This is a genomic window from Glutamicibacter sp. MCAF14, from assembly GCF_052114325.1.
GTDB classification, from domain to species: domain Bacteria; phylum Actinomycetota; class Actinomycetes; order Actinomycetales; family Micrococcaceae; genus Glutamicibacter; species Glutamicibacter arilaitensis.
In genome coordinates this window covers 537,027-562,663 of record NZ_JBFREO010000004.1, presented here as the reverse complement: position 1 = coordinate 562,663, position 25,637 = coordinate 537,027, and the positions used below count along the sequence as shown (strand labels likewise).

27 protein-coding genes are annotated in these 25,637 nt (G+C 56.3%); 16 read left to right on the top strand and 11 right to left on the bottom strand.

All coding sequences use genetic code 11. The features are described 5' to 3' along the window. The first annotated feature begins 65 nt into the window (after positions 1–65). From AB4Y71_RS10115 to AB4Y71_RS10090, 6 genes are all read left to right on the top strand, one after another. Positions 66–1,475, top strand: a complete 1,410-nt coding sequence (locus AB4Y71_RS10115) for a dipeptidase (RefSeq protein ID WP_441720135.1) — start codon at positions 66–68, stop codon at positions 1,473–1,475. Between the two features lie 134 nt (positions 1,476–1,609). Beyond that, positions 1,610–1,984, top strand: a complete 375-nt coding sequence (locus AB4Y71_RS10110; protein ID WP_441720132.1) for a HesB/IscA family protein — start codon at positions 1,610–1,612, stop codon at positions 1,982–1,984. Between the two features lie 214 nt (positions 1,985–2,198). Then, a complete protein-coding gene (gene ctaC / locus AB4Y71_RS10105; protein WP_134780130.1) occupies positions 2,199–3,080 on the top strand; it encodes an aa3-type cytochrome oxidase subunit II in 882 nt (293 codons plus the stop codon). 2 nt (positions 3,081–3,082) lie between these two features. Beyond that, positions 3,083–4,801, top strand: a complete 1,719-nt coding sequence (ctaD, locus tag AB4Y71_RS10100; RefSeq protein ID WP_134780131.1) for an aa3-type cytochrome oxidase subunit I — start codon at positions 3,083–3,085, stop codon at positions 4,799–4,801. A 2-nt stretch (positions 4,802–4,803) separates the two neighbouring features. Then, positions 4,804–5,205 (top strand): cytochrome c oxidase subunit 4, encoded by a 402-nt coding sequence (locus AB4Y71_RS10095; protein WP_013349013.1) that lies wholly within the window; start codon positions 4,804–4,806, stop codon positions 5,203–5,205. A gap of 113 nt (positions 5,206–5,318) precedes the next feature. Beyond that, complete coding sequence (locus tag AB4Y71_RS10090; RefSeq protein ID WP_013349012.1) at positions 5,319–6,101, top strand: GntR family transcriptional regulator; 783 nt, start codon at positions 5,319–5,321, stop codon at positions 6,099–6,101. A gap of 790 nt (positions 6,102–6,891) precedes the next feature. Here AB4Y71_RS10090 and qcrB read toward each other — a convergent pair. The 4 genes from qcrB to ctaE all read right to left on the bottom strand — a co-directional run bounded on the left by qcrB (position 6,892) and on the right by ctaE (position 11,194). Next, complete coding sequence (gene qcrB / locus AB4Y71_RS10085) at positions 6,892–8,562, bottom strand: cytochrome bc1 complex cytochrome b subunit (RefSeq protein WP_441720128.1); 1,671 nt, start codon at positions 8,560–8,562, stop codon at positions 6,892–6,894. Positions 8,563–8,564: 2 nt separating this feature from the next. After that, complete coding sequence (gene qcrA / locus AB4Y71_RS10080; RefSeq protein WP_013349010.1) at positions 8,565–9,614, bottom strand: cytochrome bc1 complex Rieske iron-sulfur subunit; 1,050 nt, start codon at positions 9,612–9,614, stop codon at positions 8,565–8,567. A 70-nt stretch (positions 9,615–9,684) separates the two neighbouring features. After that, the gene (gene qcrC / locus AB4Y71_RS10075) at positions 9,685–10,479 is read right to left on the bottom strand and encodes a cytochrome bc1 complex diheme cytochrome c subunit (RefSeq protein ID WP_134780134.1); all 795 of its coding nucleotides are present in this window, start codon (positions 10,477–10,479) and stop codon (positions 9,685–9,687) included. Between the two features lie 76 nt (positions 10,480–10,555). Next, on the bottom strand, positions 10,556–11,194 hold the full coding sequence (ctaE, locus tag AB4Y71_RS10070) for an aa3-type cytochrome oxidase subunit III (RefSeq protein ID WP_013349008.1): 639 nt from the start codon (positions 11,192–11,194) through the stop codon (positions 10,556–10,558). A gap of 287 nt (positions 11,195–11,481) precedes the next feature. Between ctaE and trpD the strand changes: the two genes are divergently transcribed. Then, entirely contained in the window at positions 11,482–12,549 is a 1,068-nt protein-coding gene (gene trpD / locus AB4Y71_RS10065; RefSeq protein ID WP_441720126.1) for an anthranilate phosphoribosyltransferase, read from the top strand. An 87-nt stretch (positions 12,550–12,636) separates the two neighbouring features. Here the strand turns inward: trpD and AB4Y71_RS10060 are convergent, their stop codons facing one another. Beyond that, a complete protein-coding gene (locus AB4Y71_RS10060) occupies positions 12,637–12,918 on the bottom strand; it encodes an Lrp/AsnC family transcriptional regulator (RefSeq protein WP_041648761.1) in 282 nt (93 codons plus the stop codon). Positions 12,919–13,083: 165 nt separating this feature from the next. Here AB4Y71_RS10060 and AB4Y71_RS10055 point away from each other — a divergent pair, with 165 nt between their 5' ends. Both AB4Y71_RS10055 and AB4Y71_RS10050 read left to right on the top strand, forming a co-directional pair. Continuing rightward, positions 13,084–13,680 carry a sigma factor-like helix-turn-helix DNA-binding protein gene (locus AB4Y71_RS10055; protein ID WP_013349005.1) on the top strand — a complete coding sequence of 199 codons (597 nt, stop codon included), beginning with the start codon at positions 13,084–13,086 and terminating at the stop codon, positions 13,678–13,680. Continuing rightward, positions 13,681–14,223 carry a hypothetical protein gene (locus AB4Y71_RS10050; RefSeq protein WP_441691335.1) on the top strand — a complete coding sequence of 181 codons (543 nt, stop codon included), beginning with the start codon at positions 13,681–13,683 and terminating at the stop codon, positions 14,221–14,223. On the opposite strand, the gene AB4Y71_RS10045 is transcribed toward AB4Y71_RS10050, so the two are convergent. Next, complete coding sequence (locus AB4Y71_RS10045) at positions 14,212–14,586, bottom strand: DUF3054 domain-containing protein (protein WP_013349003.1); 375 nt, start codon at positions 14,584–14,586, stop codon at positions 14,212–14,214. The two genes, AB4Y71_RS10050 and AB4Y71_RS10045, sit on opposite strands and share 12 nt — an antisense overlap. Before the next feature lie 144 nt (positions 14,587–14,730). Here AB4Y71_RS10045 and AB4Y71_RS10040 point away from each other — a divergent pair, with 144 nt between their 5' ends. Further along, entirely contained in the window at positions 14,731–15,705 is a 975-nt protein-coding gene (locus tag AB4Y71_RS10040; RefSeq protein WP_441720123.1) for an arsenic resistance protein, read from the top strand. Positions 15,706–15,838: 133 nt separating this feature from the next. Here the strand turns inward: AB4Y71_RS10040 and AB4Y71_RS10035 are convergent, their stop codons facing one another. The 3 genes from AB4Y71_RS10035 to AB4Y71_RS10025 all read right to left on the bottom strand — a co-directional run bounded on the left by AB4Y71_RS10035 (position 15,839) and on the right by AB4Y71_RS10025 (position 17,650). Then, a complete protein-coding gene (locus AB4Y71_RS10035) occupies positions 15,839–16,300 on the bottom strand; it encodes a DUF3817 domain-containing protein (RefSeq protein WP_013349001.1) in 462 nt (153 codons plus the stop codon). 336 nt (positions 16,301–16,636) lie between these two features. Beyond that, on the bottom strand, positions 16,637–17,107 hold the full coding sequence (locus AB4Y71_RS10030; protein WP_441720121.1) for an SRPBCC domain-containing protein: 471 nt from the start codon (positions 17,105–17,107) through the stop codon (positions 16,637–16,639). A gap of 195 nt (positions 17,108–17,302) precedes the next feature. After that, positions 17,303–17,650 (bottom strand): ArsR/SmtB family transcription factor, encoded by a 348-nt coding sequence (locus tag AB4Y71_RS10025; protein WP_441720119.1) that lies wholly within the window; start codon positions 17,648–17,650, stop codon positions 17,303–17,305. 322 nt (positions 17,651–17,972) lie between these two features. Here AB4Y71_RS10025 and zapE point away from each other — a divergent pair, with 322 nt between their 5' ends. The 6 genes from zapE (at position 17,973) to AB4Y71_RS09995 (ending at position 22,623) form a co-directional block, all read left to right on the top strand. After that, positions 17,973–19,025, top strand: a complete 1,053-nt coding sequence (gene zapE / locus AB4Y71_RS10020; protein WP_441720116.1) for a cell division protein ZapE — start codon at positions 17,973–17,975, stop codon at positions 19,023–19,025. Beyond that, a complete protein-coding gene (gene def / locus AB4Y71_RS10015) occupies positions 19,022–19,663 on the top strand; it encodes a peptide deformylase (RefSeq protein ID WP_441720113.1) in 642 nt (213 codons plus the stop codon). The genes zapE and def overlap by 4 nt, the downstream gene beginning before the upstream one ends. Further along, positions 19,663–20,514 (top strand): putative RNA methyltransferase, encoded by an 852-nt coding sequence (locus AB4Y71_RS10010; RefSeq protein WP_441720111.1) that lies wholly within the window; start codon positions 19,663–19,665, stop codon positions 20,512–20,514. Before def ends, AB4Y71_RS10010 begins: the two co-directional genes overlap by 1 nt. Positions 20,515–20,618: 104 nt before the next feature. Continuing rightward, a complete protein-coding gene (locus AB4Y71_RS10005; RefSeq protein WP_441720108.1) occupies positions 20,619–21,095 on the top strand; it encodes an NfeD family protein in 477 nt (158 codons plus the stop codon). Positions 21,096–21,152: 57 nt separating this feature from the next. After that, positions 21,153–22,091 carry an SPFH domain-containing protein gene (locus AB4Y71_RS10000; protein ID WP_013348994.1) on the top strand — a complete coding sequence of 313 codons (939 nt, stop codon included), beginning with the start codon at positions 21,153–21,155 and terminating at the stop codon, positions 22,089–22,091. 184 nt (positions 22,092–22,275) lie between these two features. Beyond that, positions 22,276–22,623 (top strand): RNA polymerase-binding protein RbpA, encoded by a 348-nt coding sequence (locus AB4Y71_RS09995; RefSeq protein WP_013348993.1) that lies wholly within the window; start codon positions 22,276–22,278, stop codon positions 22,621–22,623. 216 nt (positions 22,624–22,839) lie between these two features. Here AB4Y71_RS09995 and AB4Y71_RS09990 read toward each other — a convergent pair whose 3' ends face one another. Continuing rightward, entirely contained in the window at positions 22,840–23,568 is a 729-nt protein-coding gene (locus tag AB4Y71_RS09990) for a polyprenol monophosphomannose synthase (RefSeq protein WP_441720105.1), read from the bottom strand. A 414-nt stretch (positions 23,569–23,982) separates the two neighbouring features. Next, entirely contained in the window at positions 23,983–25,590 is a 1,608-nt protein-coding gene (locus tag AB4Y71_RS09985; RefSeq protein ID WP_441720103.1) for an amidohydrolase, read from the bottom strand. Between the last annotated feature and the right edge of the window lie 47 nt (positions 25,591–25,637).

Here is a 25,637-nt window from a genome sequence, read left to right as displayed (position 1 = left end):
CTATTCTAGCTGGAAAAAGTTAGCCGCGTGACATTCGATACGCGAGGAATTGCTAGGCTGAAGACATGAGCAAAAATACTACCTTCGACGCAGTTGCAAACGGTGTCGATATCACAGCGCTAAAAAGCCACATCGAAACAAACTTCGAGAAGATCCTCGAGGAGCTCACCGCTTTGGTCGCAATCCCAAGCATTGCCTGGGAATCCTTCGACCCGCAGAACCTGGAGAAATCCGCTGCAGCCGTAGCTGAATTGGCTAAGTCCGCAGGCATGGAGACCGTGGAAATCCTGCGCGAACCAGCAGACAACGGCGCCATGGGCGCACCGGCTGTCGTTGCGCAGCGCAAGGCAGTACCGGGCAAGCCAACGGTCTTGCTGTACGCGCACCACGATGTGCAGCCTCCGGGCAATGAAGCCGACTGGAACACCCCGGTATTCGAAGCCACGAAGGTAGGGGACCGGCTGTACGGCCGTGGAGCTGCCGACGATAAGGCCGGCATCATGGTTCATATCGCAGCAATGCGCGCCGTGCTGGATCTGGTTGGCGACTTCGGAGTCGGTGTCACCTACTTCTTCGAGGGGGAGGAAGAAGCGGGTTCCCCTTCGTTCCGCAACTTCCTCGAGGCCCATCAGGACAAGCTGACCGCAGATGTCATCATCGTTGCCGACTCGTCCAACTGGTCCGTAGGCACCCCGGCCCTGACCAGCTCGTTGCGCGGCATGTGTGCAGCAGAGATCACCGTTCGTTCGCTGAACCACGCCGTTCACTCCGGCATGTTCGGCGGGCCGGTACTCGATGGGCCAATCATGGCCGCCAAATTGATTTCCAGCTTCCACAACGAAGATGGCTCGGTTGCCGTCGCCGGCCTGGTTGCCAACGACTTGGCCGAAGTTGACTTTGATGAAGCTGAATTCCGCCGGGATTCAGGTGTTTTGGACTCCTTCAAACTCGCAGGCACCGGAAAGATCACCGACCGCTTGTGGAATAAACCAGCGCTCAGCGTGATTGGCATGGATATCCCTAGTGTTGATCACTCGTCGAACACCTTGCTGCCGGCTACCCGCTTCAAGGTATCGATGCGCTTGGCACCAGGGCAGAACCCGGCCGAGGCGTTGAAGGCGCTGGAGGCACATGTGAAGAATGTTGACCTTCGCGGTGCCGAAGTTGAGTTTGTCGCTACCGAAGCAGGCAATGCCTACAAGGCTGACCTTGACGCTTCGGCAAATGACACCGCACGTTGGGCATTGGAACAAGCCTGGGGTGTTGTTCCAGTGAACATGGGACTAGGTGGATCGATTCCATTCATCGGTGATTTGCTCGAAGTCTTCCCTAAGGCACAGATCCTGGTGACCGGCGTCGAGGATCCCGATTCCCGGGCGCACTCGGCAAATGAGTCGCTGCATTTAGGTGACTTCCAGCATGCCATTGAGGCTGAAGCGTTGCTGCTGGCCAGAATTAACGCCGAAGGACTATGAGCCGCGTCATACGACGTGACGCAGGGGGAGAAATCCTAGGCTTCGCGACGTAGGATAGAAGTAAGAACAGGGGTACCAGTTGCAGTAACAAAGCTGGAACTTGGTACCGCATCGAGCAGTATGGGAGGAAAATCATGACTGCATCTGTTGAACAGACCAAGGGCGACCCAACCGAGGTGCCAACCCACGAGGTAAACATTTCCAACGTGGCAGCCGAGAAGGTGCGCTCACTTCTGGAACAGGAAGGTCGCGATGATCTTCGTCTGCGCATTGCCGTACAGCCAGGCGGCTGCTCGGGCCTGATTTACCAGCTTTACTTCGATGAGCGCATGCTCGAAGGTGACGCAGTCCGCGAGTTCGATGGCGTTGAGGTCATCGTTGACAAGATGAGCGTCCCTTACCTCGCAGGTGCCTCGATCGATTTCGAGGACACCATCTCGAAGCAGGGCTTCACCATCGACAACCCTGCCGCATCCGGATCCTGCGCCTGTGGAGATTCCTTCCACTAGGCCGTAGGGAACTAACGCCGCTGTTCAAACGTTGAAGAAATTTCTCGTTAGTACAGCGGCGTTTTTCGGCATTCTGACCCCAAAGAGGGTAAGCTCTACATTAAGTAGTAAAACTATGTTTCCCTTCGTGAGCCACCTCACCGTGCAACTCGTTTAAACCACGAGGTGACTTATGAAGACCACATTCTGCACCAACAAAGAGGAAGGGCCGTCTGTGAGTTCGCAAGACCGAACCGGCAGTCGTGGGTCCGCTAAAGCCAAAGTACTGGCTTTAGTCGGCACTGGCGCATTGCTGCTGACGGGATGTTCAGCGGAGGCAAAACGCGGTTGGCTCCCAAACGTGGAGCGTGACACCACTAACCACACGGGCGCAATTCAGGATTTCTGGGTTAACTCGTGGATCGCTGTTATCGTCATCGGCGTATTGACCTGGGGATTGATGCTTTGGTGCGTCATCGCCTACCGCCGCCGCAAGAACGATACGGGTTACCCGCGTCAGCTGAGCTACAACCTGCCATTGGAGATCTTCTACACGGCCATTCCTTTGGTCCTTGTTCTGGTCTTCTTTAGCTTTAACAACAACCTGGAAAAGCAGATCAACACCCCTGTTGATTCTGAGGTTGTAGTAGACGTCCGAGCCAAGCAGTGGTCTTGGGACTTCAACTACAGCTACCAGGGCACTGAGAAGTACTACGCGGGCGAACAGGCTCACTTGAACACCGATGGCTCGGAAGGCGTTCGCGAAGAACTGCCAACCTTGTACCTGCCAGCTGGCAAGTCGGTCACCCTGGAGCTCAATAGCCGCGACGTCATTCACTCCTTCTGGGTTCCAGCCTTCTTGCAGAAGCTGGACATGATCCCGGGCAAGACCAACTACATCTACCTGACTCCACAGGTTGAGGGTAGCTACGACGGTAAGTGCGCCGAGCTTTGCGGCGAGTACCACTCGGAGATGCTCTTCAACGTCGAGGTTGTCAATGAGTCTGAATTCAAGGCTCAGCTGGCCAAGATGGAAGATGGACATCTGGGTGAAGAGTACGATCGTCAGCCTGACGTCGTCAACGGAGTAGTAGTAGAGCACGGGGAAGGAGAGTAATCATGACAACGTTTGAATATGCAACTGACGACGCAAAGTCGATTGCCCCAGCCGTAGTGCCGAAGTCCAAGGGTCGTCTGTTCGTCGACTACATCACTTCGACCGACCACAAGAAGATCGGGTACATGTACCTGATCAGCTCGTTCATCCTGTTCTGCGTCGGTGGCGTTATGGCGTTGCTGATTCGTGCAGAGCTGTTCGAACCAGGTATGCAGATCCTGCAGACCAAGGAACAGTACAACCAGCTGTTCACCATGCACGGCACTGTCATGCTCCTGATGTTCGCAACCCCGCTGTTCGCAGGTTTCGCCAACGTCATGATGCCTCTGCAGATTGGTTCCCCGGATGTGGCCTTCCCACGTCTGAACGCCTTGGCTTTCTGGTTCTTCTCGCTGGGTTCGATGATCGCTCTGGCCGGCTACCTGACCCCTCAGGGTGCAGCTAGCTTCGGTTGGTTCGCTTACGCTCCGCTGTCGAACACCACCTTCTCGCCAGGTATTGGTGGAGACCTCTGGGTCTTCGGCCTTGCACTGTCGGGCTTCGGTACCATTCTTGGCGCCGTCAACTTCATCACCACGATCATCTGCCTGCGTGCCCCTGGTATGACCATGTGGCGCATGTCGATCTTCTCGTGGAACACCCTGATCACCTCGTTGCTGGTCCTGATGGCCTTCCCACCGCTGGCAGCTGCGCTGTTCGCTTTGGGTGCCGACCGCCGCTTCGGTGCGCACATCTTCGATCCTGATAACGGTGGCGCCGTACTGTGGCAGCACCTGTTCTGGTTCTTCGGCCACCCAGAGGTTTACATCATTGCGCTGCCGTTCTTCGGCATCGTCTCTGAGATCTTCCCAGTGTTCGCCCGCAAGCCGATCTTCGGCTACAAGGGCCTGGTCTTCGCTACCATCTCGATTGCTGCACTGTCGGTTTCCGTGTGGGCACACCACATGTACGTCACCGGCTCGGTAATGCTGCCGTTCTTCGGCTTCATGACCATGCTGATCGCAGTTCCAACCGGTGTGAAGTTCTTCAACTGGATCGGTACCCTGTGGCGCGGCTCGATCACGTTTGAAACCCCAATGCTCTGGAGCATGGGCTTCATGATCACCTTCCTGTTCGGTGGCCTGACCGGTATTATCCTGTCGGCTCCTGTCCTGGACTTCCACGTTTCGGATACCTACTTCGTGGTTGCTCACTTCCACTACGTAGTCTTCGGCACCGTGGTATTCGCAATGTTCGCTGGCTTCTACTTCTGGTGGCCAAAGTGGACTGGCAAGATGCTCAACGAGCGCCTTGGCAAGATCCACTTCTGGTTGCTGTTCATCGGCTTCCACGGCACCTTCTTGATCCAGCACTGGTTGGGCGTCATGGGTATGCCACGTCGTTACGCTGACTACATGCCAGAAGACGGGTTCACCACCATGAACCAGGTTTCGACCGTGTTCGCATTCATCCTGGGTGCATCGATGATTCCATTCTTCTGGAACGTGTGGGTTACCCACCGTAACGGCAAGAAGGTTGAAGTTGACGATCCATGGGGCTTCGGCGCTTCGCTGGAGTGGGCAACCTCTTGCCCTCCACCACGTCACAACTTCCACTCGATTCCTCGCATCCGTTCGGAGCGTCCAGCTCTGGACCTGCACCACCCGGAGCTGACCGGACGTATTACTCCGGAAGCACCTGTTGCGAAGATCTTCGGACCAGCTGATCAAAAGGACGTGTAACGATGAAGGTTGAATCCTGGATTTTCCTGGGTGGAGTTTTCTTCTTCACTCCTGTAGCCATCGTTTACGGTTACATGACCAACTGGAACGAATGGGTTGGCTTCCTAGCACTGCTGATGCTGGTTGGCCTGTGCCTCATGGTTGGCGGCTACCTGCTGTTCACCGCCAAGCGCGTTGGCAATCGTCCAGAAGACCGCGTGGATGGCGAAATCCACGAGAACGCCGGTGATATCGGAATGTTCTCCCCATGGAGCTGGTGGCCATTGGTCCTGGCTTCGGCTGCAGCAATTGGCTTCCTTGGCCTGGCTGTTGGCTGGTGGGTCTTCTTCATCGGCGCCGGACTGGCAGTCGTTGGCGTTACCGGCTGGGTTTACGAATACAGCCGTGGCGATCACGCTCACTAAGCAGTAACCCTGACGGGGTGGCAAGCAATTTTGCTTGCCACCCCGTTAGTCTTTTAACAACGGTTTTTCTGCAACGGCGAACCGTGAAGAAACTTAGCTCGAGGAGAAGCACCATGCGCCACGCACCGCAGCCAGATGTCCAGGCGCACCTTGATCCCACAAGCAAGCAAAGCAAGTACCGCCAGATTCGGGAGATCTTGAAAACCCACGCACGCGAAGCGTGCAAACCGGGCTACAAGCTTCCACCAGAACGCGTGCTGGCCGAACACTTCTCGGTAGCGCGCAAGACCATCCGCCAGGCCATCGACGCCCTGGTCGATGAACAGGTGCTCAAGCGCGTAGTGGGTATCGGCACTTTCGTCGTGCCCGAAAAACTGGATCTGCGCGTTCGCCTGCATTCCTACTCTGAAGACATGATGCGCCGTGGCATGGTTCCCGATGCCCATGTGCTGGAATTTGCTGAGATCAAGGCAGGGGCGAGCCTGGCTTCGCAGCTGATGCTGGACGAGGGCACTCCCGTGGTCCAGTTCAAACGACTGCTGCTGGCCGATGGCACTCCGATGAGCTTGGATGAGAACTACATGCCCGCGGACCTTGTGCCAGGCTTCGTGGATGGCGAACCGCCCTCAAAGCTCTACCAGGCACTGCACGAACGCTATGGCATCTTGCTCGAGTGGGGCGAGGACCAAGTGGAAAGCACGGCAGCCAGCAAAAAACAGGCGGTGCTCTTGGGAGTCGAACCGGGCTTCCCGCTACTACAGATCACTCGGTACGCCTACATTGGCGACCGCCTAGCCGACTACTCGGTGTCGCTCTACCGTTCAGACCGTTACAAGCTCTTCGTGCCGCTGCAGCGCGTGGGTACACGTACTCCGCGGTACACAGACACCTTCTAGGCCAGCCCAGCTCTTAGAGTGCTCCACAAGGGATTCTGGTGGGCGAAGAACAGGGGAGTGAGCTGTCTTATCCACCTAAGCCACTTGCCCTGCGATGTTTCCCTGTACTCTAATTGCCTCGACCTTGGCGCACTTCACTGGTTGCGGTCTCACCGCACAAAGCTGCAGCTCACTGAATGCTAGTTATCCTCGGGCAGTGGTCGCGAGCTCATAGATTCCTCGGGCCTTCTTTGGTGTGCCACGGAGCAGGCAGATGGCCCCATTACCGATGCCTTTTGATCCGGCCATCCCAACGCGTCGGCCAAACTGGCGCCTAGATCATGCTGCTTCTGCCTGCGGCTCTGAACTGAGCCGGCAACGCGGGTTGCCCGACATCGCACTACTGGCTCCCGCTGCGTTTGTGTTGCGGGTAGTCGCGCCCAGCAAGCAACGCGTGCATAGGGGGGCCGCCTAGCCGGAAAGGCTCGATCCAACGCCTGGACAAAAACCAAGTTTATGTGCGGCCCTCATTCGGGGGTTGGAGATGTCTCAGCCCGATTTGTACAGGGAAGCTGGTTGGCTCTCGAGCAATGACATGGGGTGGCCGCGGTGCTTGGAACCGGCGTGTAAAGAAGAGGCGGCGCTGGGAGCTGATCTGAGGCGATGGATTAGCCAGAGTTGAGCACGAAGTTCAGCTACGCCACTGCAGGGCTTCCGACGGAGCTTGTAATGCCTAACAGTGGATGGATACACGAAAGGAGGGACACACCTTGCGGTGTGTCCCTCCTTTTGTGACTAACGCGAGTCGAGATTACTTCTGAACTGCGTCCTGCTTGTCACCCTCGACCTCATGGTGGCCGTGGGCTGCGTGAGCAGCTTCCAGCTCCGATGGGGTAACTGGGGCAACACGATCTTCGAAGAAGAACTTCGAGATTGCTGCACGACGCTTCTCCGAACCGGAGACGTGTCCTGCGGCATCAGGCTGAGCCGGAATGTACTGGCGATCAACGTAGTTGGTCAGCAGGTAACGCTTGTAAACGTCAACTTCCTCGTGCTTCTCCGAGAAGCCACCCTCAGGGGACATCTGGATGATGCCGGCTTCGCGGCCGTGCAAGACGATCTCGCGATCCTTGCGCTGCAGCGACAGGCAGATACGGCGGGTCAACCAGAAAGCGAAGATTGGGCCCAGGAAGAACAGCGTACGCAGCCAGTAGGTGACGTCGTTCAGCGACACATGGAAGTGGGTCGCGATCAAGTCGGAGGATGCCGCAGCCCACATGACGCAGTAGAAGACTACGCCGGCAGCGCCAACCGCGGTACGGAATGGAGCGTTGCGTGGACGATCGAGCAAGTGGTGCTCGCGGTTGTCCTTGGTGATCCAACGTTCGATCCATGGCCATGCGAACATCACTGCGAACAGTGCGCCTGCAGGAACCAGAGCTGGCAGCAGGACCGACATCACCAGGGTGTTGTCGCCCCATGGGAACGGAATGATCCACTCGAAGCTGAAGTTGCCCAGGTAACCAGGCATCAAGCGCAGAGCGCCGTCAACGAAACCGATGTACCAGTCCGGCTGGGTACCAGCCGAAACAGGGGATGGGTCGTATGGACCGTAGTTCCATACCGGGTTGATCTGGAACACGCCAGCGATGAATGCCACGATACCGAAGACGATGAAGAAGAATCCACCGGCCTTAGCTGCGTATACCGGACCAACAGGGAAGCCAACAACGTTGTCGTTGGTGCGGCCTGGGCCAGGGTACTGGGTGTGCTTGTGGGTCACGACCATGAACAGGTGCACAACGATCAGCAAGATGATGACCGCAGGAACAATCATGATGTGCAACGAGTACAGTCGCGGAATCACGTCATCGCCAGGGAACTCGCCGCCGAAGAAGAACATCGACAGGTAGGTGCCAACGATAGGCAGTGCCTTCATGACGCCATCGATAATGCGCAGACCGTTACCGGAAAGCAGATCATCTGGCAGGGAGTAGCCGGTGAAGCCAGCAGCAAGACCCATGATCAGCAGCACGCCGCCGACAACCCAGTTCAGTTCACGTGGGCGACGGAATGCGCCGGTGAAGAATACGCGCAGCATGTGCACGGACAGGGAAGCAACGAACAGCAGTGCCGACCAGTGGTGTACCTGTCGCATGAACAGGCCGCCGCGTACGTCGAAGGAGATATCCATGGTCGAGGCCATAGCCGTCGACATGCCGATACCCTTCATCGGTACGTACGAGCCGTTGTAGATGACGTGAGCCATCGACGGATCGAAGAAGAAGGTCAGGAAGGTGCCCGAGAGCAGCAGCAGTACGAAGGTGTACATTGCCACTTCGCCGAACATGAACGACCAGTGGTCAGGGAAGATCTTACGACCGAATTCCTTGACCATGCCCGAAGCGCCGACGCGGGAATCCACGAAGTTGGCGATGCGACCGGTAGCGGTCGATGCCTGGTATTCGTTAGTCGTCGTCATGATTAACCACGCTCCCAGTAGGACGGGCCAACTGGCTCATGGAAATCGCTCTGAGCTACCAGGTAGCCCTCGGAGTCCACGGTAATTGGCAGCTGTGGCAGTGCGTGACCAGCTGGGCCGAAGATGACCTTGCATTCCTGCGTCAGGTCGAAGGTCGACTGGTGGCATGGGCACAACAGGTGGTGGGTGTGCTGCTCGTACAGGGCAATCGGGCAACCAACGTGGGTGCAAATCTTGGAGTAGGCGACGATGCCGTCAACGTTCCAGGTTTCGCGTCCCTCGGAGATCTGCATTTCCGCTGGATCCATGCGCATCAGCAGAACAACGGCCTTGGCCTTTTCGTTCAGCGGGTGCTCGGTCTCGTTCAGACCTTCTGGAATCACGTGGAATGCGGAACCGATCTGCACATCCGAAGCCTTGATCGGGGTACCGGATGGGTCGCGGGTCAGACGGATGCCCTTGTCCCACATGGTGTGGCGCAGGGAATCGATCATCTGGTGCGCGGTGTTACCGGTACGGTCCAGATCGCGGAACATGAAGATTGCCGGAATTGGAGCCAATGCGATGGCACCAATCAGGGTGTTGCGGATCAGCGGACGACGCTTGATGCCGGATTCTTCGAGTACGGTATCGATGATCTCAACGGCATCCTGGCGATCTTCTTCCGAGCGGATCTCGTGGCGCATTTCCATGAGCTCGTGATCCGGCATCAGGGTCTTGGCCCAGTGAACAATACCTACACCGATACCGAGCATCGCGAAGGCGGTGCCCAGTCCCAGTGCAGCGTTCTGCACACGCAGTTCAGCGAAAGTCATCTCGCCCAGGTGGCCCAGGACGAAGTAGGCCACGAAGAAGAAGAGCGTGCCGATGATGGAGATGGTAAATAGGAGCGCTACTTGACGCTCATGTCGCTTGGCTGCGCGCGGATCGCGGTCTGCGAGACGCGGACGATGCGGTGGTAGGCCCGGATCTGGGAAACGATCCTGAGCTACATCGTCAGCCTTAGCAACGGTGCCCGAGTTTTCGGGACTGCCGTGACTATGGTCGCCCATGTTTCTCTCTCATCCTTCTGTTAGGAATTTATGTACGTAGTGATGGTTACGGCCGGGGCCGTGGTTTGCCTTAGGAAGGACGCGAGGTCAACCAAATGGTGAAGGCAATGATGATACCCAGACCTGCGGTCCAGGTGAACAGGCCTTCAGCAACTGGACCCAAGGAGCCCAGGGCTGCACCGCCAGCAGAACCATTGGCTTCAATGGTCTTCAAGAAGGTGATTACGTCACGCTTCTCTTCAGGGGTGATGTTCGAGTCGTTGAACACGGGCATGTTCTGTGGGCCGGTAGCCATCGCTTCGTAGATGTGCTTTTCGGATACACCGCTCAGGGTTGGTGCGAACTTACCGCGGGTCAGTGCGCCACCGGCAGCAGCCGCGTTGTGGCACATTGCGCAGTTCACACGGAAGACGGTGCCGCCATGAGCGGCGTCGCCCTGGGTGGTGTCCAGGTATTCCTCATCAGGGATCGCTGGGCCTGCACCCAAGCTAGCGACATACGCTGCCAGCTGGGAGATCTGCTCGTCGTCGAACTGTACTGGCTTGACCTGGGCCTGTGGGCCCTGCATCTGCATTGGCATACGGCCGGTGCCGACCTGGAAGTCAACAGAAGCCGCGCCTACGCCGATCAGCGATGGACCGGAGTCGGAGCCTTCAGCATTCATGCCGTGGCAAGTAGCGCAGTTGGCGACGAAAAGCTTCTGACCTTCTTCGACATCGGCCTGCGATGCCGTAGTGGTCTCAGCTGCCTTAGCTTCGCTGATGTTACCCGCTGCAGTGTAGAGACTGCCGGTAATCAGCAATCCGAACAGAAGCAGGGCCACAGCGGCGAGCGGGTGGCGGCGCTTTTTCGAAAGAGCCTTCACTTGCTGGTTCCTCACTTAGTTTCTTTGGTGTGGTGTTGCCGAACTTCTTGTTGAGGCAACTAATGAATTCAAGTTGCTACTTCAAGAAGTAGATGATCGCGAACAGGGCGATCCAAACAACGTCAACGAAGTGCCAGTAGTAGGACACAACGATGGAGCCGGTTGCTTCGAAGTGACCAAACTTCTTAGCCAGCATCGCACGACCAATGATCAGCAAGAATGCAATCAGACCACCAGCGACGTGAATGCCGTGGAAGCCGGTCGTAATGTAGAAGGCCGAAGCGTAGGAGTTCGAGTTGAATGCCACGCCCTCGCTAACGAGGACAGCGTATTCGTAGGCCTGGACCGAAACGAAGATCGCTCCAAGGAAGAAGGTCAGAATGAACCATTCAATCATTCCCCATTCCTTGAAGTTGAAAATCCCACCGGTACGGCGAGGCTTGAATTCTTCGGCACGGAACACGCCTAGCTGGCACGAGAACGAGCTGGACACCAAGATGATGGTGTTAACCAGCGCGAACGGTACGTTGAGCTTGGCAGTTTCATTCGCCCAGAGTTCGGGCGCGGCAGCCCGGAGGCTGAAGTACATGGCGAAGAGGGCGGCGAAGAACATGAGCTCGCTGGAGAGCCACACCATCGTTCCCACCGACACCATGTTTGGGCGGTTCGGCGCATGTGGCGCCGTCGTATTTGGGGCATGAGTCGCAGTTGTCACACTGACATTATGTCTCTAAATGCCCCTCAGATACCAATGCAAAAGCGGGTTCGTGGAGGTTTTTTGCGCCACATGCTGGCAACATCCGCGGAAACATGCGGAAGTACAGAGAAAACTCTTTCTACAATTCGTAGAGCTTGAACCGGCGAGTCTTACGAAACATTCATATACGCAACACAAATGTGGCCTATTTAACCCTAGAAACAAGGCGTTTTTAGCGATCTGAGCCACATCATCTAACGACATGAATTGGGTCAGCCAGCAGGTATCTCGATAGGCTTTCTCATGTGTCAACGAGCCTTGTAAACGAAAAGTTCCCGACGTGGCCAGATCTATTGGCCACCCTGATTACCGGTGGCGATCTCAGCCGCGAACAGGCCGCTTGGGCAATGAATGAGATCATGTCCGGCGAGGCAAGCGACGTACAGATTGCCGGCTTCTTGGTTGCACTGCGTTCCAAGGGCGAAACCGTCGCCGAATTGACAGGCCTGGTGGACTCCATGGTGGCAAATGCGCGCCCCTTGAGTATTGATGCACAAACTTTAGACATTGTTGGCACCGGTGGTGACCGTCAGAACACCGTCAACATCTCGACAATGTCCACTCTGGTCTGCGCTGGCGCCGGAGTGAACATCGTTAAACACGGGAACCGAGCCTCCTCTTCGTCGTCCGGTTCCGCCGATGTCCTCGAAGCATTGGGGGTCCGCCTGGAAGTACCAATTGAGCGCCTTGTAGAGGTGTACAACAAGGTTGGAATTGCGTTCTGCTTCGCCAACGTCTTCCATCCCTCTATGCGCCACGTTGCCGGTGCGCGACGCCAATTGCGCGTACCAACCGCTTTCAACTTCATGGGCCCATTGACCAACCCGGCCTTGCCAAGCGCTTCAGCGATCGGCTGCTCCGATGCGACCATGGCACCGATCATGGCCGGCGTCTTGGCAAGCCGCAACGTGCGTGGACTGGTATTCCGCGGGGACGACGGACTGGATGAATTGACCACGACCGCGCCTAACCGTGTGTGGGAAGTTCGCGACGGCAAAGTCTCTGAATTCACTTTTGACGCCCAAGACGTGGGGATTGCCCGGGCGACGCTCGACGATCTACGCGGTGGCGATGCCCTACATAACGCAGGCGTTGTCCGCGAGATTGTCGATGGAGCCACCGGACCAGTACGCGATGCCGTTCTGCTCAATGCGGCAGCCGGAATGGTCGCTTACGCCAATGGCGCTGAAGGTAGCTTCGAAGATCGCATGCGCCTGGCCATTGAGAAGGCAGCTCAGTCCATTGATTCAGGAGCTGCGAAGGCAACCTTGGATTCCTGGGCATCAACCACGCAGGCAATCGTAGGGGAGTAACCCCAACTGGCTGGCAACAAAGCCGGCCTTTGGTTCACGACTTTACAATCGTGAACCAAAGGCCGGCTTTAGCTTTTGTACTTGTTGCTAGTCGCCTAGTCCGAGGGAAAAAGCAGCTTCAAGATCGTGCTCGGAGTAAGCGCGGAACGCGATATGCGTCTGGGTGCCGCGGATGCCCTGGATCTTGGATAGCTTGTTCGCAATGACTTCAGCCAGGTCTTCGTGCTTGTTAACTCGTGCAATTGCAATCAAATCCCAGTCGCCAGCGACCGAGTACACCTCGCTGATACCCGAGATTGCAGAGATCTGCTGTGCGCACTCTGGGATACTGTCAGTTGCCGTCTGAATCATGACGAATGCGGTGACCATCACTGTGCCCTTTCCGTTCTAACTTATCGCCTGCCAAGAGACGGTTGATCTGTACTCAACTCTAGTCGAAAAGCAGAAGATCAGAGGCATGGGAAAATCACTCGACTTAGCAATATACAATGGTTCTAATTTGTATCGAGTCTTACAATGTTTTATAATTGTTCCATGATTGTCTTGACCATTGACCAGCGCCGTTCCCGTTCCACTGAAGACAAGGTGGAGGCCCTAGTCAAGCAAGCCAACGCCACGGTATCCGTGGTTCGTCCATTTCAGCGTACGGCCGGAGACGAAGTCCAGGCTGTCTTGGATGACGCGAATGAAGCCATTCGCTTGGCAGTGATGATGGCAGCTTCGGGGGACTGGAGTGTCGGACTGGGCTTCGGCCAAGTTGAAACTCCACTACCTGAGGAAACGCGTGCCGGCCGCGGCCCGGCCTTTGAATTTGCCCGCGTCGCGGTAGAGCGCGCAAAGAACACCAATGCGCACCTTGCGGTCCACGGTCCATCGCATGAAGCTACCCGGCTCGAAGCAGAGCTCCAATTGACCGCTTGCATAGTCTCCAAGCGCCGGGCCACAGCGTGGGAAGCTGGCACCCTGGCCGATGAGGGCATGACCCAGCAAGAGATTGCCAAAGAATTGGGAATCACCCAGCAAGCTGTCTCTTCTCGTCTGTCCGCGGCGCTATGGTTTGAAGCGAACCGGATGATGGATGAAGCTGCCAAGTCGCTGAATCGTCAGCTGAATATGCTTAAGGAGCAGTAGATGGTTTGGATCGCATGGGGGAGTCTGAGCCTAGCGACCGTTATCGCGTGCGTCGGTGCCTACCTTGGCTATGCCATGGGTAAACGCGCTCGTGCGCGCGAATGGCTCACCGTCGGGGCTGGTTTCTTTGCCCTGCTCGCTGCCGTGCTGGCAGCTGCTTCGCAGACTGCGGTGGAGCAGAGCCCGCTGGCGCCTGTCTACGCCATCGCCCTGAGTTCCATATTCGCCATTAGTTTCGGTGGCCCCTTTACTGAACTCGTTTTCCGGCTCGCTGCCAAAAACGATGTCGAGCTCGCTAAAGAAGAGTCCGACCCTTCGCCACTGCGTGGTGGACTGTGGATCGGACTCTTGGAACGCACCGCTATCGTGGCAAGCCTCTGGGCAGGCTGGCCGGAAGGCATCGCCATCGTGCTAGCCGTGAAGGGGCTTGGACGGTTCTCGGAATTGAAGAACCACCGCGCGGCGGAACAGTTCATTCTGGGGACCTTCTCCAGCGGCCTGGTGGCAGCCGGTTCCTACGGGCTGGGTCTGCTACTTATTTAGCTTCCGGGCAACGAGCGAGGTGACTAAGCGGCGTCCCATCAAGAATGCGCCCAGCACCAGGAAAGCGACGATGATGAACGGGACAGCTGCGGTGGAGCCAAGAGCTATGCGCAGTGCCAGCCCCAAGGCCACAGTGCCGATCCATACGAGCAGTCCGACAGGGAAGAGCTTATTGATCGTCTTGTTCGGCTTGGAGAGCAAGGTCATGATCACGTAGGCAATCAAAAACGGCAGCGCGGTCATCAAGATGCCGACAATGCTCAACGCATGTTCGTGTTCACGGCGTCCGAGCAGCGCGAACAAAATGATCAGAACCAAATCGATGGCAGCCCAGAGCGGCCACTTTTGAATACTTTCCTTCATGTACTCATCATAGGTTTCCGCGTAGTCCGATGAAGAACTGCGGGCTCTGCTTAGCAGTGTCTCTTCGCGCACAGGACGGGAGTCCACCGTGGCAGCATGCCTGCGGTTAAGGATCCGACACCCGTTTCACCTAGCATTGGAGCTATGAACAGCTGGCCGGGGTACGCAAGGATGCAATCGCACCAAATCTTGCTTTATCTCCTGGCTATTGCCACTGGTGTTCTGACCGGATTGGCTCTACCAGCCGCTGCTCCGGCACTGCAGTCTGCGATCAATCCATTTCTGGCGCTGCTGTTATATGCGACGTTCCTGAGCATGCCGCTGACCAAGTTGGCCGGTGCACTGGGTGACATTCGCTTCATGGGCGCCCTGATGCTCGCCAATTTTGTGGCAGTACCTCTGGTCGTGTTCGCTCTAACCCGCTTCATCGCCCACGACAAAGCACTGCTGTTCGGGGTCCTGCTGGTCCTTCTTGCCCCGTGCGTTGACTATGTCATCGTGTTTACAGGTCTTGCTGGCGGAGATAGCCACAAGCTACTTGCAGCTACTCCGTTGCTGCTAGTTTTGCAGGTACTGCTTCTGCCAGTTTTCATCTATCTTTTTGCCGGCCCGGCGACCACCGGATTGATCGAACCCGAACCGTTTGTGCGCTCATTGCTGGGGTTGATCGTTCTTCCCCTGGCGGCCGCGGCAATCACCCAGATGATTACGCGCAAGTATTCGGAATTTGCTGTGGTGGGGGACTGGGCAGATTACTTGATGGTTCCCCTGATGATGGGAACTTTGTTCAGTGTCGTCGGTTCGCAAATCCACGGTGTGGCCGCCCAGATAAGCAGCCTTTTCCAAGCCATCATGATTTTTGCGCTGTTCATCTTGCTCATGGCGTTCATCGCCTGGGCCATTGGGCGGATATTCAAGCTCGGCATACAGTCACTGCGAGCGGTTGCCTTCAGTGGCGTGACGAGGAATTCCCTGGTCGTCCTGCCGTTGGCATTGGCTTTGCCTGTCGAACTGGCTTTCGCTTCCACCGTTGTGGTCACCCAAACGCTTGTTGAACTGCTCGGCATGCTTCTGATGGTTAGGTTCATTCCTGCATTGATCAGGCAGAAATCCAACTGACCGCGCAGGCTGTTGGTTCGAGATACGCAAATGGCCTGTCCAGGCACCGATATTCGGTACCTGGACAGGCCATTGTTCTTGGACCTTCAGCAGGACTATTTCACACCCATTGAAGGGGACCGCTAGCCTGTGGCTAGTGTTCTCCGCCAGGAGGACCAACGACCAGCATGGTTGCGAAGATCGCGACGATCACGATGAAGAGCAGCACGGTAGTGAGCAAAGGACGGGCAACGAGCCAACGCATAGTGGCGTCCGTCCACTTGCGATCATCAGGGTGATCGGTGGCCGCGGTACGCCAAGGCCCCTCAAGCTTCCCGTTGCGCTCGAGCCATTTATCGAAAGGAATCGTCAGGAACGGTACAACAGCTGTTGCTGCAGCGCCGACGATCAAGCCTTTACGCCAACGCTGGTTCATGCCGATCAGAACGGCCATCGTTGCGTAGGTCAGGAATACGAAGCCGTGGATGAAGCCGGCAATGGACACTGGCCAGTCACCGATCTTGACACCATATTTGAGAATTAACGCGATGATGAGCATCGTCCACGTGACTGCTTCGGCGCGAGCGACAGTACGGTAGAGAGAACTGGGAGTCATTAGGGGATTGCATCCTTGGAAAACTAGGGGAGTGAACCATATAGTAGCCAGCAACTAGCCTATCTGCTGACCAACGAACTCGGCGAAACGAGCCGGACTGCTCATAAGCGCAATCTAAGGGTGTATGGAGGGACCACGGTCCAACAAACACCTCAACGATTCAATAGATTAATAGCTTATGCGCGAAGTAGATCCTAGAGTGGACCTGGCCCAAGCAGATTGCCAGACAGCACACGCGCATGTATAGGGCTAGTCCTTGCTGATGGTGGCAGATTCAAGGTCAGAAACACATAGCTGGTTATCAGGACCTGATAAATAAGGGGAGTGCAACCCGGGCTAAGGTGTGTTCTTCAACCGTTCGTAGTCAGCCCAGAAGTCTGACATCGGTCTGGGTGTGCCGTACAGGAAATCCTCCAGGTATAGGAGGTGGGTTTGCCACCCCGTGAGGTATTCGCCCACCTCTTTGGTAAGACCGATGTGTTGCACGGTCAGTGTTTGTGAACCAGCCGTTGATTCAATGGTGAACGAGACTTGGGAAGGATCCTCATCGGGGAATTTCCATGTCATCTCGAGTGATTGGCCAGGCTCGCAGCTGATGATTTGACTGGTGCAGACGTAGTCTTGCGCATGCTCAATCTCGACATTTGAGCCAATGCTGAAGGTTCCACTCAGGAGCGTTCCGAGCCAGCGCTGCAACGGTTCAATGCCAGTGAGCGCACGCCAGATCAGGCCACTGGATGCATCAAGTGTCCATTGCAGGCAGACTGTGCCAGATGGGACGTCGAAACTTTTGCGGAGCAGTGGCATAGGCACCAGACTAACTAGCTTCGTTCGCGGGGTACACGCTCGTGGTCAACAGCTGCACGCACTCTGCTGTATTCAAGGCATTCCAAGCGCACGGAGGAGGTTCAGATTTCCATTACTTTACATAATGTAGATTATCGGCTTACTGTCGACCTGAGCAGAAGTGCCTGATTACCGCGTGTTCTAGCCACATCACAACTACCCCTTGTCCTGTAATTCCAGCCGATGACTGGCGAAGTCCAACGTCTGCCTAATGAACTCGCGTGATTGTTCATCATGCATGGAATAGATGACGTGGCGTCCAGACTTTCTGGTTTGCAGTACACCGGCAGTTCGCAACCTGGACAGCAATTGGCTGGCAACAGTTGAGCTCACGCCAACTAATTGAGCCAAATCCGACAGGGAAAGATCCTCCGTAGATAATGCCCAAAGCATCTGAAGTCGCGCCGGATCTGACAATGTCTTAAGTACGGTTACTGACATGTCCAAAAGATCACTGGAGACGATCTCATCTTCAGCCACGTGGGCAATGAATTCGCTGGTCATCTCACGCACTCCCTCTCCGAACTTCACCTGCTTCGCTGCAGATCATCCCGTATGGTCCAGCCCTGTGGGTGTGTCCATTATGGCCACGGATCGACATAAAGCGATAGGTATACGCCAGATTCCCATGGAATAACCGTCCGCGCAGATTTTGCCTACGTCACTCCCCTTGGATAAATCACCCGACTGGAAAGAACGTAAATCGTTCATGACTAGGCGTTTAGCCGCAGAAGACGAATGTTGTTGTGTCTACCAGTGGTCTGACTTGATGGCGATCAGATCACAGTAGATTGGTCAGGTTCCTGGTCGATGGCAAAATTTAGATATGACTACCCCGTTGCTGCGCATTCCAGATAGGAATAAGTACGCTCAGAAAATTACCGCAGTACTCGAGCAGCAACACATTCAGGTTGACCCTGTTCAGCGTGAGCTCATTGAGATCCTTGATCGCTGCCTGGGCAAGTCGAAGTCGGCCGCACACCCGGGAATCTATATCTACGGACCTCCAGGCCGTGGCAAAACCCTGATCATGAATACCTTGGTATCGCTGATGCGGCCTGCTACCACGGCACGCTATCACTTCCACGAGTTCTTCCAGCGCTTGAACTCCCCCGCCAATCGCATCCCCGGCCAGCGTCTGGGTGCAATCTTTGCGCAAGGACTTGAGCGCGAACTCGCTGGATTAGAACTATTGGTCTTCGACGAGTTCCATTGCAGCGAACCAGGTGATGCCATGTTCATGGCCAAGCTCGTCCGGCATTGTGCGGAACACCGGATCCAGTTGATCACCACGTCCAACTATGGTCCGGAGAAACTGTTGGACGATGACACGTTCCATCATCTCGTTCAGCCAACGATCGATCGCATCAATAATGACTTCGTCATCTTCGCGCTTGATCATGAGGTGGATTACCGGCAACTTGATGCTGATCCCCAACAGGTGCTCGAAGGCTATCGCAAGGGCAGCCTGAACCTCTTCGCGACTCCGGCTGCGCAGCCAGAACACGATACGATGATCCAGATCGGCTATGACGAGATCGGTCCTGTGCATCTGAACGCAGAGACTATTTGGATCAGCTTCGAGCAGATCTGTCGAACTCGACGCAATACCGCTGACTATCTGGAATTGGCACGAAGATACTCTTGCTGGCATGTCACCGGGATTCCAGCTAGTACCAACATGCCAATGGATGAGGAACGTCGCCTGGCGAACCTTATCGATATCTTCTACGACAAGAACGTGGAAGTTCATTTGTATGCCGCAGACAACCTGGGCGACCTAGGTCATATGCTGCACGATACTGAAAAGGCCCGGCTCACCTCGCGTCTGGCTCAACTGCAACTCAACGAATACGAACGGACCAGCGCTTCCTCATGAATACCGAGTACACCGCACAGGATATCGAGACGATTGTCCGCGACGTCTTGTCCAGTGCTGATGAAAACCTCGTATTGCCCATTGTCCAGCTAGGCCATCCGGTTCTGCGGCAGCAGGCTGTGGCATATGAGAATCAGCTGCCAACGGATCTGCTTGAGGAACTCTTGGAGGCCATGCGCCAGACCATGTATGACGCGCCTGGAGTTGGTTTGGCAGCGCCACAGGTAGGCATCCCGTTGCAGATCGCCGTACTTGAAGATCTGTATCCGATTCCCGAGGAAGCAGCCACGATGCGTGAGCGCGAGCCACTGGAATACTTTGAAATCTTCAACCCGGAATACGTGTCCGCTTCCGAGCGCGAGGCAGTCTTCTATGAAGGCTGCCTGTCCTTTGACGGGTTCCAAGGTGTCGTGACCCGTCCTGCCGACATCAGTGCTAAATACAAGGATCGCGACGGGCAAGAAATTACCCGAAGCTTCTCTGGCTGGCAGGCACGCATTGTGCAGCATGAAACCGACCACCTGTCGGGCACCGTGTACATCGACAAGGCCGAAACCCGCTCACTGATTGATGAGACTGAACTGTGGCGCCATGAAGGCATGGATGTGGCAACAGCACAGAAGGTTCTGAACTTCTAATGTCATCTGGCACCACGACGATTACCTGTCCAGTCTGCGAGCAGACTCTGAGCTTGGATGAAACGCCTCGCCGCAGCCTGAACTGCGAATCCGGCCACCGCTTTGACACCGCCAAACAGGGCTACTTCAACTTCCTCACCGGCAAGGGCACCAACTTCCTCGAAGACACCTCGGCCATGGTCCAGGCCCGTGATGCGTTCCAGTCCAAGGGACACTACGAACCACTTGTTTTGGCCTTATCTAAGCTGATCAATGATCACCATGAGGCTTCCACCCTCGATGTCTTGGATGCGGGAGCCGGCACCGGCTATTACCTCGAGAAGATCTTGGAGCACTCCCCTGCTCCAAGCCACGATGCTTTGGCTCTGGACATCTCCCGCTACGCCATGCGCAAGGCGGCCAAGGTTCCGGCAACCCTGGCAGTCGTGTGGGATGTCTGGCGCAAGCTGCCGACCGCAGATCAATCCCGCGATGTGGTTCTGAACTGCTTCGCTCCGCATAACCCGGCAGAGTTCCGCCGTGTGCTGCGGCCCAACGGACTGTGCCTGGTAGTGACCGGTGAACCCGACCACCTGAATGAGGTCATTGAACCATTAGGCATGCTCTCCGTCGCCGATGGAAAGCAAGCGGCACTGGCAGAAAAATTTGGAGCCGAAGGACTGCGACATGTCGAATCGCTGAAGTTGTCTTACCAGATGGACTTGCAGAGCGAAGATCTCTTTAACCTTGCGTTTATGGGGCCAGCCGGACATCACCTCTCCCCCGAGACCCTAGAGCAGCAAGCCCTAGCACTAGGTCCCCAGCAGGTAACAGCCTCCTTTGGCGTACATGCATTTGTTCCGCAGGCCTAGAAAATACCCCAAAATGACTACACCGTTATCGTGCTCTCTACGGCAGAATGTAGGAAAGGCCAGTTATAACTGGCTAGTGTCCTAACAGAATTTAGGTGGATGCCATGACAACCGCTGAATGGATCATCAGCAACGCTTGGGTGATCTGGCTGGCACTGTTCTTACTGCTGGCGATCATCGAGATGCTCTCACTTGATCTCTACTTCATCATGCTCGGCGTTGGCGCCCTAGGTGGAGTAGCGGTTGCACTGCTCAACGGTCAGATGTGGCTGCAGGTCCTTGTTTTCTGCCTCATTTCATTGTTAATGATCTTCTTGGTCCGGCCTATCGCGCTCAAGCACTTACGGAAATCTCCCGAGGGATTCCGCACCAACATCGAACGACTCATCCGTGCGGATGCGCTCATTCTTGAACCAACTTCGCGCATGTCTGGTTCGGCCAAGATCCGTGGAGAGATCTGGACTGCTCGTGCCGACGCAAATGTTCCAAGCATGAATCCGGGTACGTACGCAGTAGTTTCACGCATCGATGGAGCCACCGCTTACCTGACAGCGAAGTCTCCTGACCCTGCCGACGGCTAGTTAGTCTGACGCACCCAATTTTTCATCACCCCTGCACAAGGAAAGAGAGTACAAACCATGAAATCAGATGGTTTTGGCTTGACTATTGTGCTTGTCGTATTGGCAATCTTCGTGATTGTCGTCCTGCTGCGCAGCGTGCGCATTGTGCCCCAGGCACGTGCTGGCATCGTTGAACGCCTCGGCAAGTACAACCGAACCCTAAATCCCGGCCTGACAATCCTGATCCCGTTTGTGGACCGTTTGCTGCCGCTGCTGGACCTGCGTGAGCAGGTTGTCTCCTTCCCACCTCAGCCGGTGATTACCGAAGACAACCTGGTAGTTTCCATTGATACCGTGATCTACTTCCAGATCACCGAGCCACGTGCGGCGACCTACGAGATCGCCAACTACATCCAGGCTGTTGAACAGCTAACCACCACTACGCTTCGTAACGTCGTCGGTGGCCTGAATCTGGAAGAGGCCCTGACCAGTCGCGACCAGATCAATGGACAGCTCCGCGGAGTCTTGGACGAGGCTACCGGCAAGTGGGGCATTCGTGTTTCACGCGTCGAGCTGAAGGCTATCGATCCTCCGATTTCCATCCAGGATTCGATGGAAAAGCAGATGCGCGCCGATCGTGATCGCCGTGCCGCAATCTTGACCGCCGAGGGTGTCAAGCAGTCCTCGATTCTGACCGCCGAAGGCGCACGCCAGTCCTCGATCCTGAAGGCCGAAGGTGATGCTCAGGCATCGATCTTGCGCGCAGATGGTGAAGCGCAAGCAATTCAAAAGGTTTTCGATGCAATTCACGCCGGCAAGCCGGACCAGGAGTTGCTCGCCTACCAGTACCTGCAGACCCTGCCGAAGCTCGCTGAGGGCACCTCGAACACGCTGTGGGTTATTCCAAGCGAGCTGACCGAGGCGCTCAAGGGCATCGGCGGCGCACTGGGTGGATCCGGAGCTAGCAGCAAGCCTGCAGCTCCCGAGGCTCCATCGGCCCCTGAAAACGGCCTGTAGCAGCCACCGGTTCAGAACCGAATAGCCGTCTGCGGCGAGGTGCATACAATGCACCTCGCCGCAGACGCGTATAATGGATGTTTTGGTACCAAGGATTATCTTCCCCTCTAGTCGGAGGGAATTATTTCCGAGTGCCAAACGTTGGTACGTGTAGCGAATTCTTCAATCATCGCGGAGGGAAAACATGAGCGATCGCAGCCTACGAGGCATGCGCCTGGGTGCACAGAGCATGGAATCTGAGGCAGGTGTGGAGCCGGCTGCCCGTCAGCGTGTGGAATACCGTACCGAAGAGGGCGAGACCGTCTTCGTCGTCTTTGCAGCTGAAGCTGAAATTCCAGCAATCTGGCACACCAAGACCGGTAAGGAAGCTAAGCTCGTCCACGGCGAGGCAAAGGCCGAAGAGCCAGGAAATGAAAAGCCTGTTCGTACCCACTGGGACATGCTCCTTGAGCGCCGTTCCGAAGAGGAACTGGAAAAGACTCTGGCAGACCGCCTGCAGCAGCTACGCACTGCACGTGGAGACGCTGTCTAATATCCCGCGTTGACGGCTTGGCTGCTCTAGCATGGCCGTCTGGGACTGGGTGAGGGCTGGGTTGATAACCATTGATTATCAACCCAGCCCTCACCCTTTTAATCTGCTGCTGGCTTAGCCTGTGGGTGCTTCTCCCCCCACTGGAAATAACATCGCGGTTAAATTCATCTGGCGTGCAACGAAAGATCGTTGCACGCCAGAGAAATAAGTTTAGGTCTACTTCTTGGAAGTCAGCTTCTTCCAGCGGGCACCTAGGCCCCAGCGGGTGACATTCCACATTGCTTCAAAAACGATGTTTCCGCTCATCTTCGAGGCGCCCAATTCGCGCTCGACGAAGGTAACAGGAACTTCAACGATCTTCTTGCGAAGCATGGCTACACGGAAGGTCATGTCCACCTGGAAGCCGTAGCCGCGTGACTCAACAGCATCAAAGTCGATAGCTTCGAGGGTTTCGCGCTTAAAGGCGCGGTAACCGGCGGTGATATCGCGCAACGGCAAGCCCAGCATGGTGCGGGAGTAGAAGCTGCCGCCACGGGAGATGATCTTGCGCAGCAGTGGCCAGTTCACGACTTCGCCGCCCTTGACCCAACGCGAACCGATCACCAGGTCGGCGCCAGCAGCGCTGGCTTCCAACAGGCGTGGCAGCTGTTCCGGCATATGCGAGCCGTCGGCATCCATCTCTACCAGCACGTCGTAATCGCGGACAAGCGCCCATTCGAAACCAGCGATATAGGCCGCGCCCAAGCCATCCTTGCCGGTACGGTGCAACACATGGATGTTCGAATCCTCTGCGGCCAGCTTGTCTGCGAGTTCACCGGTGCCGTCTGGCGAGTTATCATCGACGATCAATACATCCGAGTCAGGAACTGCGGTACGCAAGCGTCCAACGGTCAGCGGGAGCGACTCCAGTTCGTTGTAAGTCGGAATGATTGTAATGACGCGCACGCGGCGGCACCTTTCTTGGTATACAACACAAAGCTTCTCGTCTGCTCCGGATACTTTCGGATTTGTCCTGCCGGATTCCGGAGCCAGAAAAGAGTTAGTCCAAACTCAAATTATAGTCATGATTTACCAGCCGGCGAACTGCAGACACCGCTTTAACGAACGATCCTCAGTGACTTCGGCCCTATTCTGCACACCGCAAGGCGCACAGAATGTTATCTAAGGTCACTGAGGATCGTTGTTCAAATTGCGAAGTTTCCAACGCAATGTTTGTGCCTCTCGAAGAGGCTCCTAGGCTAGCCTAGTCGCTTACCCACCTACGCTGTCAACCATCAAATGACTTCACGCTTTACCTAGAGTCCGCAAGTCAGGGCAAAATTAGTGAATTTCTTTTGCTTGTTGAGCATTTGTTTGACTTCAGGCAGATTCGCTTGGTTCAAGAGCATTGAAAAGGGTGACGCCGGCGCGTACGGTACGCAAGCACTGCGGAATCTCCTGATCAACAACCGGAAGCATCGGGGTGCCTGCGCGGGCGTCGGTGCTCCAAGAGCTGATCCGCACATCCGGCGTTTGCACAGCAAGTTCAGAGGCAGTCCACACGGCAAAAGTTGCCGGCGCTCCAATGACCAGCTGCCCCGCGTACGGGTTCATCTCCCCCATGGCTCGATAGGTCGAACGCGTCTGCGCCAGGAAGGCCGCACGAGCGGAGATGCGGGCATCGGTGTTGTTCATGTTCATGCCGGCACGAACTACCTGCCAGCCATCGACCTCGGTGACCGGTGCATCAGAGCCGAGCACCATGGGCACGCCCGCGGAGAGCATGGCCGAGAGGTTGTTCATCGACGCGGCACGCTCCTCGCCTAGCCGCTGGATGTACATGCCGTTCGAGCCACCCCAGGCTTGGTCGAAGACCGGCTGCATGGAAACCATGATGGCGTACTGCAGCAGGCGCGCGCGTGAAGCTTCGTCAACCATCTCCACGTGCTCCAGGCGGTGACGGCACATCTGCAGCTTGGCGATGCCAATCTGTTCGGCAGCCAGGTCGAACCCTGCCAGCACCTCGTCCAGGGCGCCATCTCCGATGACATGGAACGAAGCCTGGATTCCGCGGGAGCTGCACGCGACCAGATGAGCCGCGATTTCTTCACGGTTCAGGTACAGGGTGCCGCGCTGCCCTGGCTTGTCGCTGTAGTGCTCACGCAGGTAGGCGGTGTGGCTGCCCAGCGAGCCGTCCACCCGCAGGTCTCCGCCCAAGCCCAGCAGTTTGCCTGCAGGGAACGAAGCGGCGAGCTCCTGAGCATGATCGGCATCGGCCACCAGCTCTCCCCAGTAGGCATAGACCTGCGGCAACTTGGGGCTGTCGATGGAAAGCAACTGGTCCAGGGCCTCACGGCCCTCCAGGTGCGGGGCCGCCATCTCGACAACGCTTGCGAAGCCTCGGGAGGCATAGTGCTCAAGAGCAAGACGCTGGTATTCCTGTTCGGCCTTCTGGGTCTTGGTCAGGGCCTCGCGGACCGCATCGTGGTCAGCCCCTGCGATCGTGCCCGAAGTCAGGTGGCCCAGATCCAGCAGGTCAAGCAATTCTTGGTTTACCAGTGCGCTGTGCACATCTCGGCGAGCCAGGTAGTAGCCTCGGCCGCCAGCTGCGCTGGTCAGATCGGTTTCAGCCGGCAGCTGTTGGTTGGCCCAATCCGAGTTGTCCCAACCTTGGGCCAGTACCATATTAGTGGAGTTCTGCGCATGCTCGGCGACCAGGGACAGCAGCGAGGAAGCCGAAGATGCTGCACCGAGGTCAGCACCCGAGAGCGTGCGTCCCAGAGCCGCCAGGTGCGTGTGGGATTCAACGAAGGCCGGGGCGACCAACCCACCATTGAGGTCAACGACTTCATCTACGGTGCCGGCATGGCGTTCGGCAGCGTCTTCTCCGCCCAACCAGGCGATGGTGTCCCCATCGACGACCATTGCGGTCGCGAATGGATCGGCTGCCGAGTAGATGGAACCGTTTCGGTAGAGTGTTTTCGCCATCAGCGTCTCCCTTTTCTCGTGCACTGACTAATAAGTTCTTCGAACGC

Coding starts and splice junctions, on each gene's coding strand:
- AB4Y71_RS10050 (WP_441691335.1), top strand. CDS start 13,681: ATGGTTTGGATCGCATGGGGGAGTCTGAGCCTAGCGACCGTTATCGCG.
- AB4Y71_RS10035 (WP_013349001.1), bottom strand. CDS start 16,300: ATGACTCCCAGTTCTCTCTACCGTACTGTCGCTCGCGCCGAAGCAGTC.
- AB4Y71_RS10000 (WP_013348994.1), top strand. CDS start 21,153: ATGAAATCAGATGGTTTTGGCTTGACTATTGTGCTTGTCGTATTGGCA.
- AB4Y71_RS10115 (WP_441720135.1), top strand. CDS start 66: ATGAGCAAAAATACTACCTTCGACGCAGTTGCAAACGGTGTCGATATC.
- AB4Y71_RS10005 (WP_441720108.1), top strand. CDS start 20,619: ATGACAACCGCTGAATGGATCATCAGCAACGCTTGGGTGATCTGGCTG.
- ctaD (WP_134780131.1), top strand. CDS start 3,083: ATGACAACGTTTGAATATGCAACTGACGACGCAAAGTCGATTGCCCCA.
- AB4Y71_RS09985 (WP_441720103.1), bottom strand. CDS start 25,590: ATGGCGAAAACACTCTACCGAAACGGTTCCATCTACTCGGCAGCCGAT.
- AB4Y71_RS10025 (WP_441720119.1), bottom strand. CDS start 17,650: ATGACCAGCGAATTCATTGCCCACGTGGCTGAAGATGAGATCGTCTCC.
- AB4Y71_RS10045 (WP_013349003.1), bottom strand. CDS start 14,586: ATGAAGGAAAGTATTCAAAAGTGGCCGCTCTGGGCTGCCATCGATTTG.
- AB4Y71_RS10090 (WP_013349012.1), top strand. CDS start 5,319: ATGCGCCACGCACCGCAGCCAGATGTCCAGGCGCACCTTGATCCCACA.
- def (WP_441720113.1), top strand. CDS start 19,022: ATGAATACCGAGTACACCGCACAGGATATCGAGACGATTGTCCGCGAC.
- AB4Y71_RS10095 (WP_013349013.1), top strand. CDS start 4,804: ATGAAGGTTGAATCCTGGATTTTCCTGGGTGGAGTTTTCTTCTTCACT.
- AB4Y71_RS10040 (WP_441720123.1), top strand. CDS start 14,731: ATGAACAGCTGGCCGGGGTACGCAAGGATGCAATCGCACCAAATCTTG.
- AB4Y71_RS10010 (WP_441720111.1), top strand. CDS start 19,663: ATGTCATCTGGCACCACGACGATTACCTGTCCAGTCTGCGAGCAGACT.
- AB4Y71_RS09995 (WP_013348993.1), top strand. CDS start 22,276: ATGAGCGATCGCAGCCTACGAGGCATGCGCCTGGGTGCACAGAGCATG.
- AB4Y71_RS10030 (WP_441720121.1), bottom strand. CDS start 17,107: ATGCCACTGCTCCGCAAAAGTTTCGACGTCCCATCTGGCACAGTCTGC.
- AB4Y71_RS10055 (WP_013349005.1), top strand. CDS start 13,084: ATGATTGTCTTGACCATTGACCAGCGCCGTTCCCGTTCCACTGAAGAC.
- AB4Y71_RS10060 (WP_041648761.1), bottom strand. CDS start 12,918: ATGGTCACCGCATTCGTCATGATTCAGACGGCAACTGACAGTATCCCA.
- zapE (WP_441720116.1), top strand. CDS start 17,973: ATGACTACCCCGTTGCTGCGCATTCCAGATAGGAATAAGTACGCTCAG.
- AB4Y71_RS10110 (WP_441720132.1), top strand. CDS start 1,610: ATGACTGCATCTGTTGAACAGACCAAGGGCGACCCAACCGAGGTGCCA.
- qcrA (WP_013349010.1), bottom strand. CDS start 9,614: ATGGGCGACCATAGTCACGGCAGTCCCGAAAACTCGGGCACCGTTGCT.
- qcrB (WP_441720128.1), bottom strand. CDS start 8,562: ATGACGACGACTAACGAATACCAGGCATCGACCGCTACCGGTCGCATC.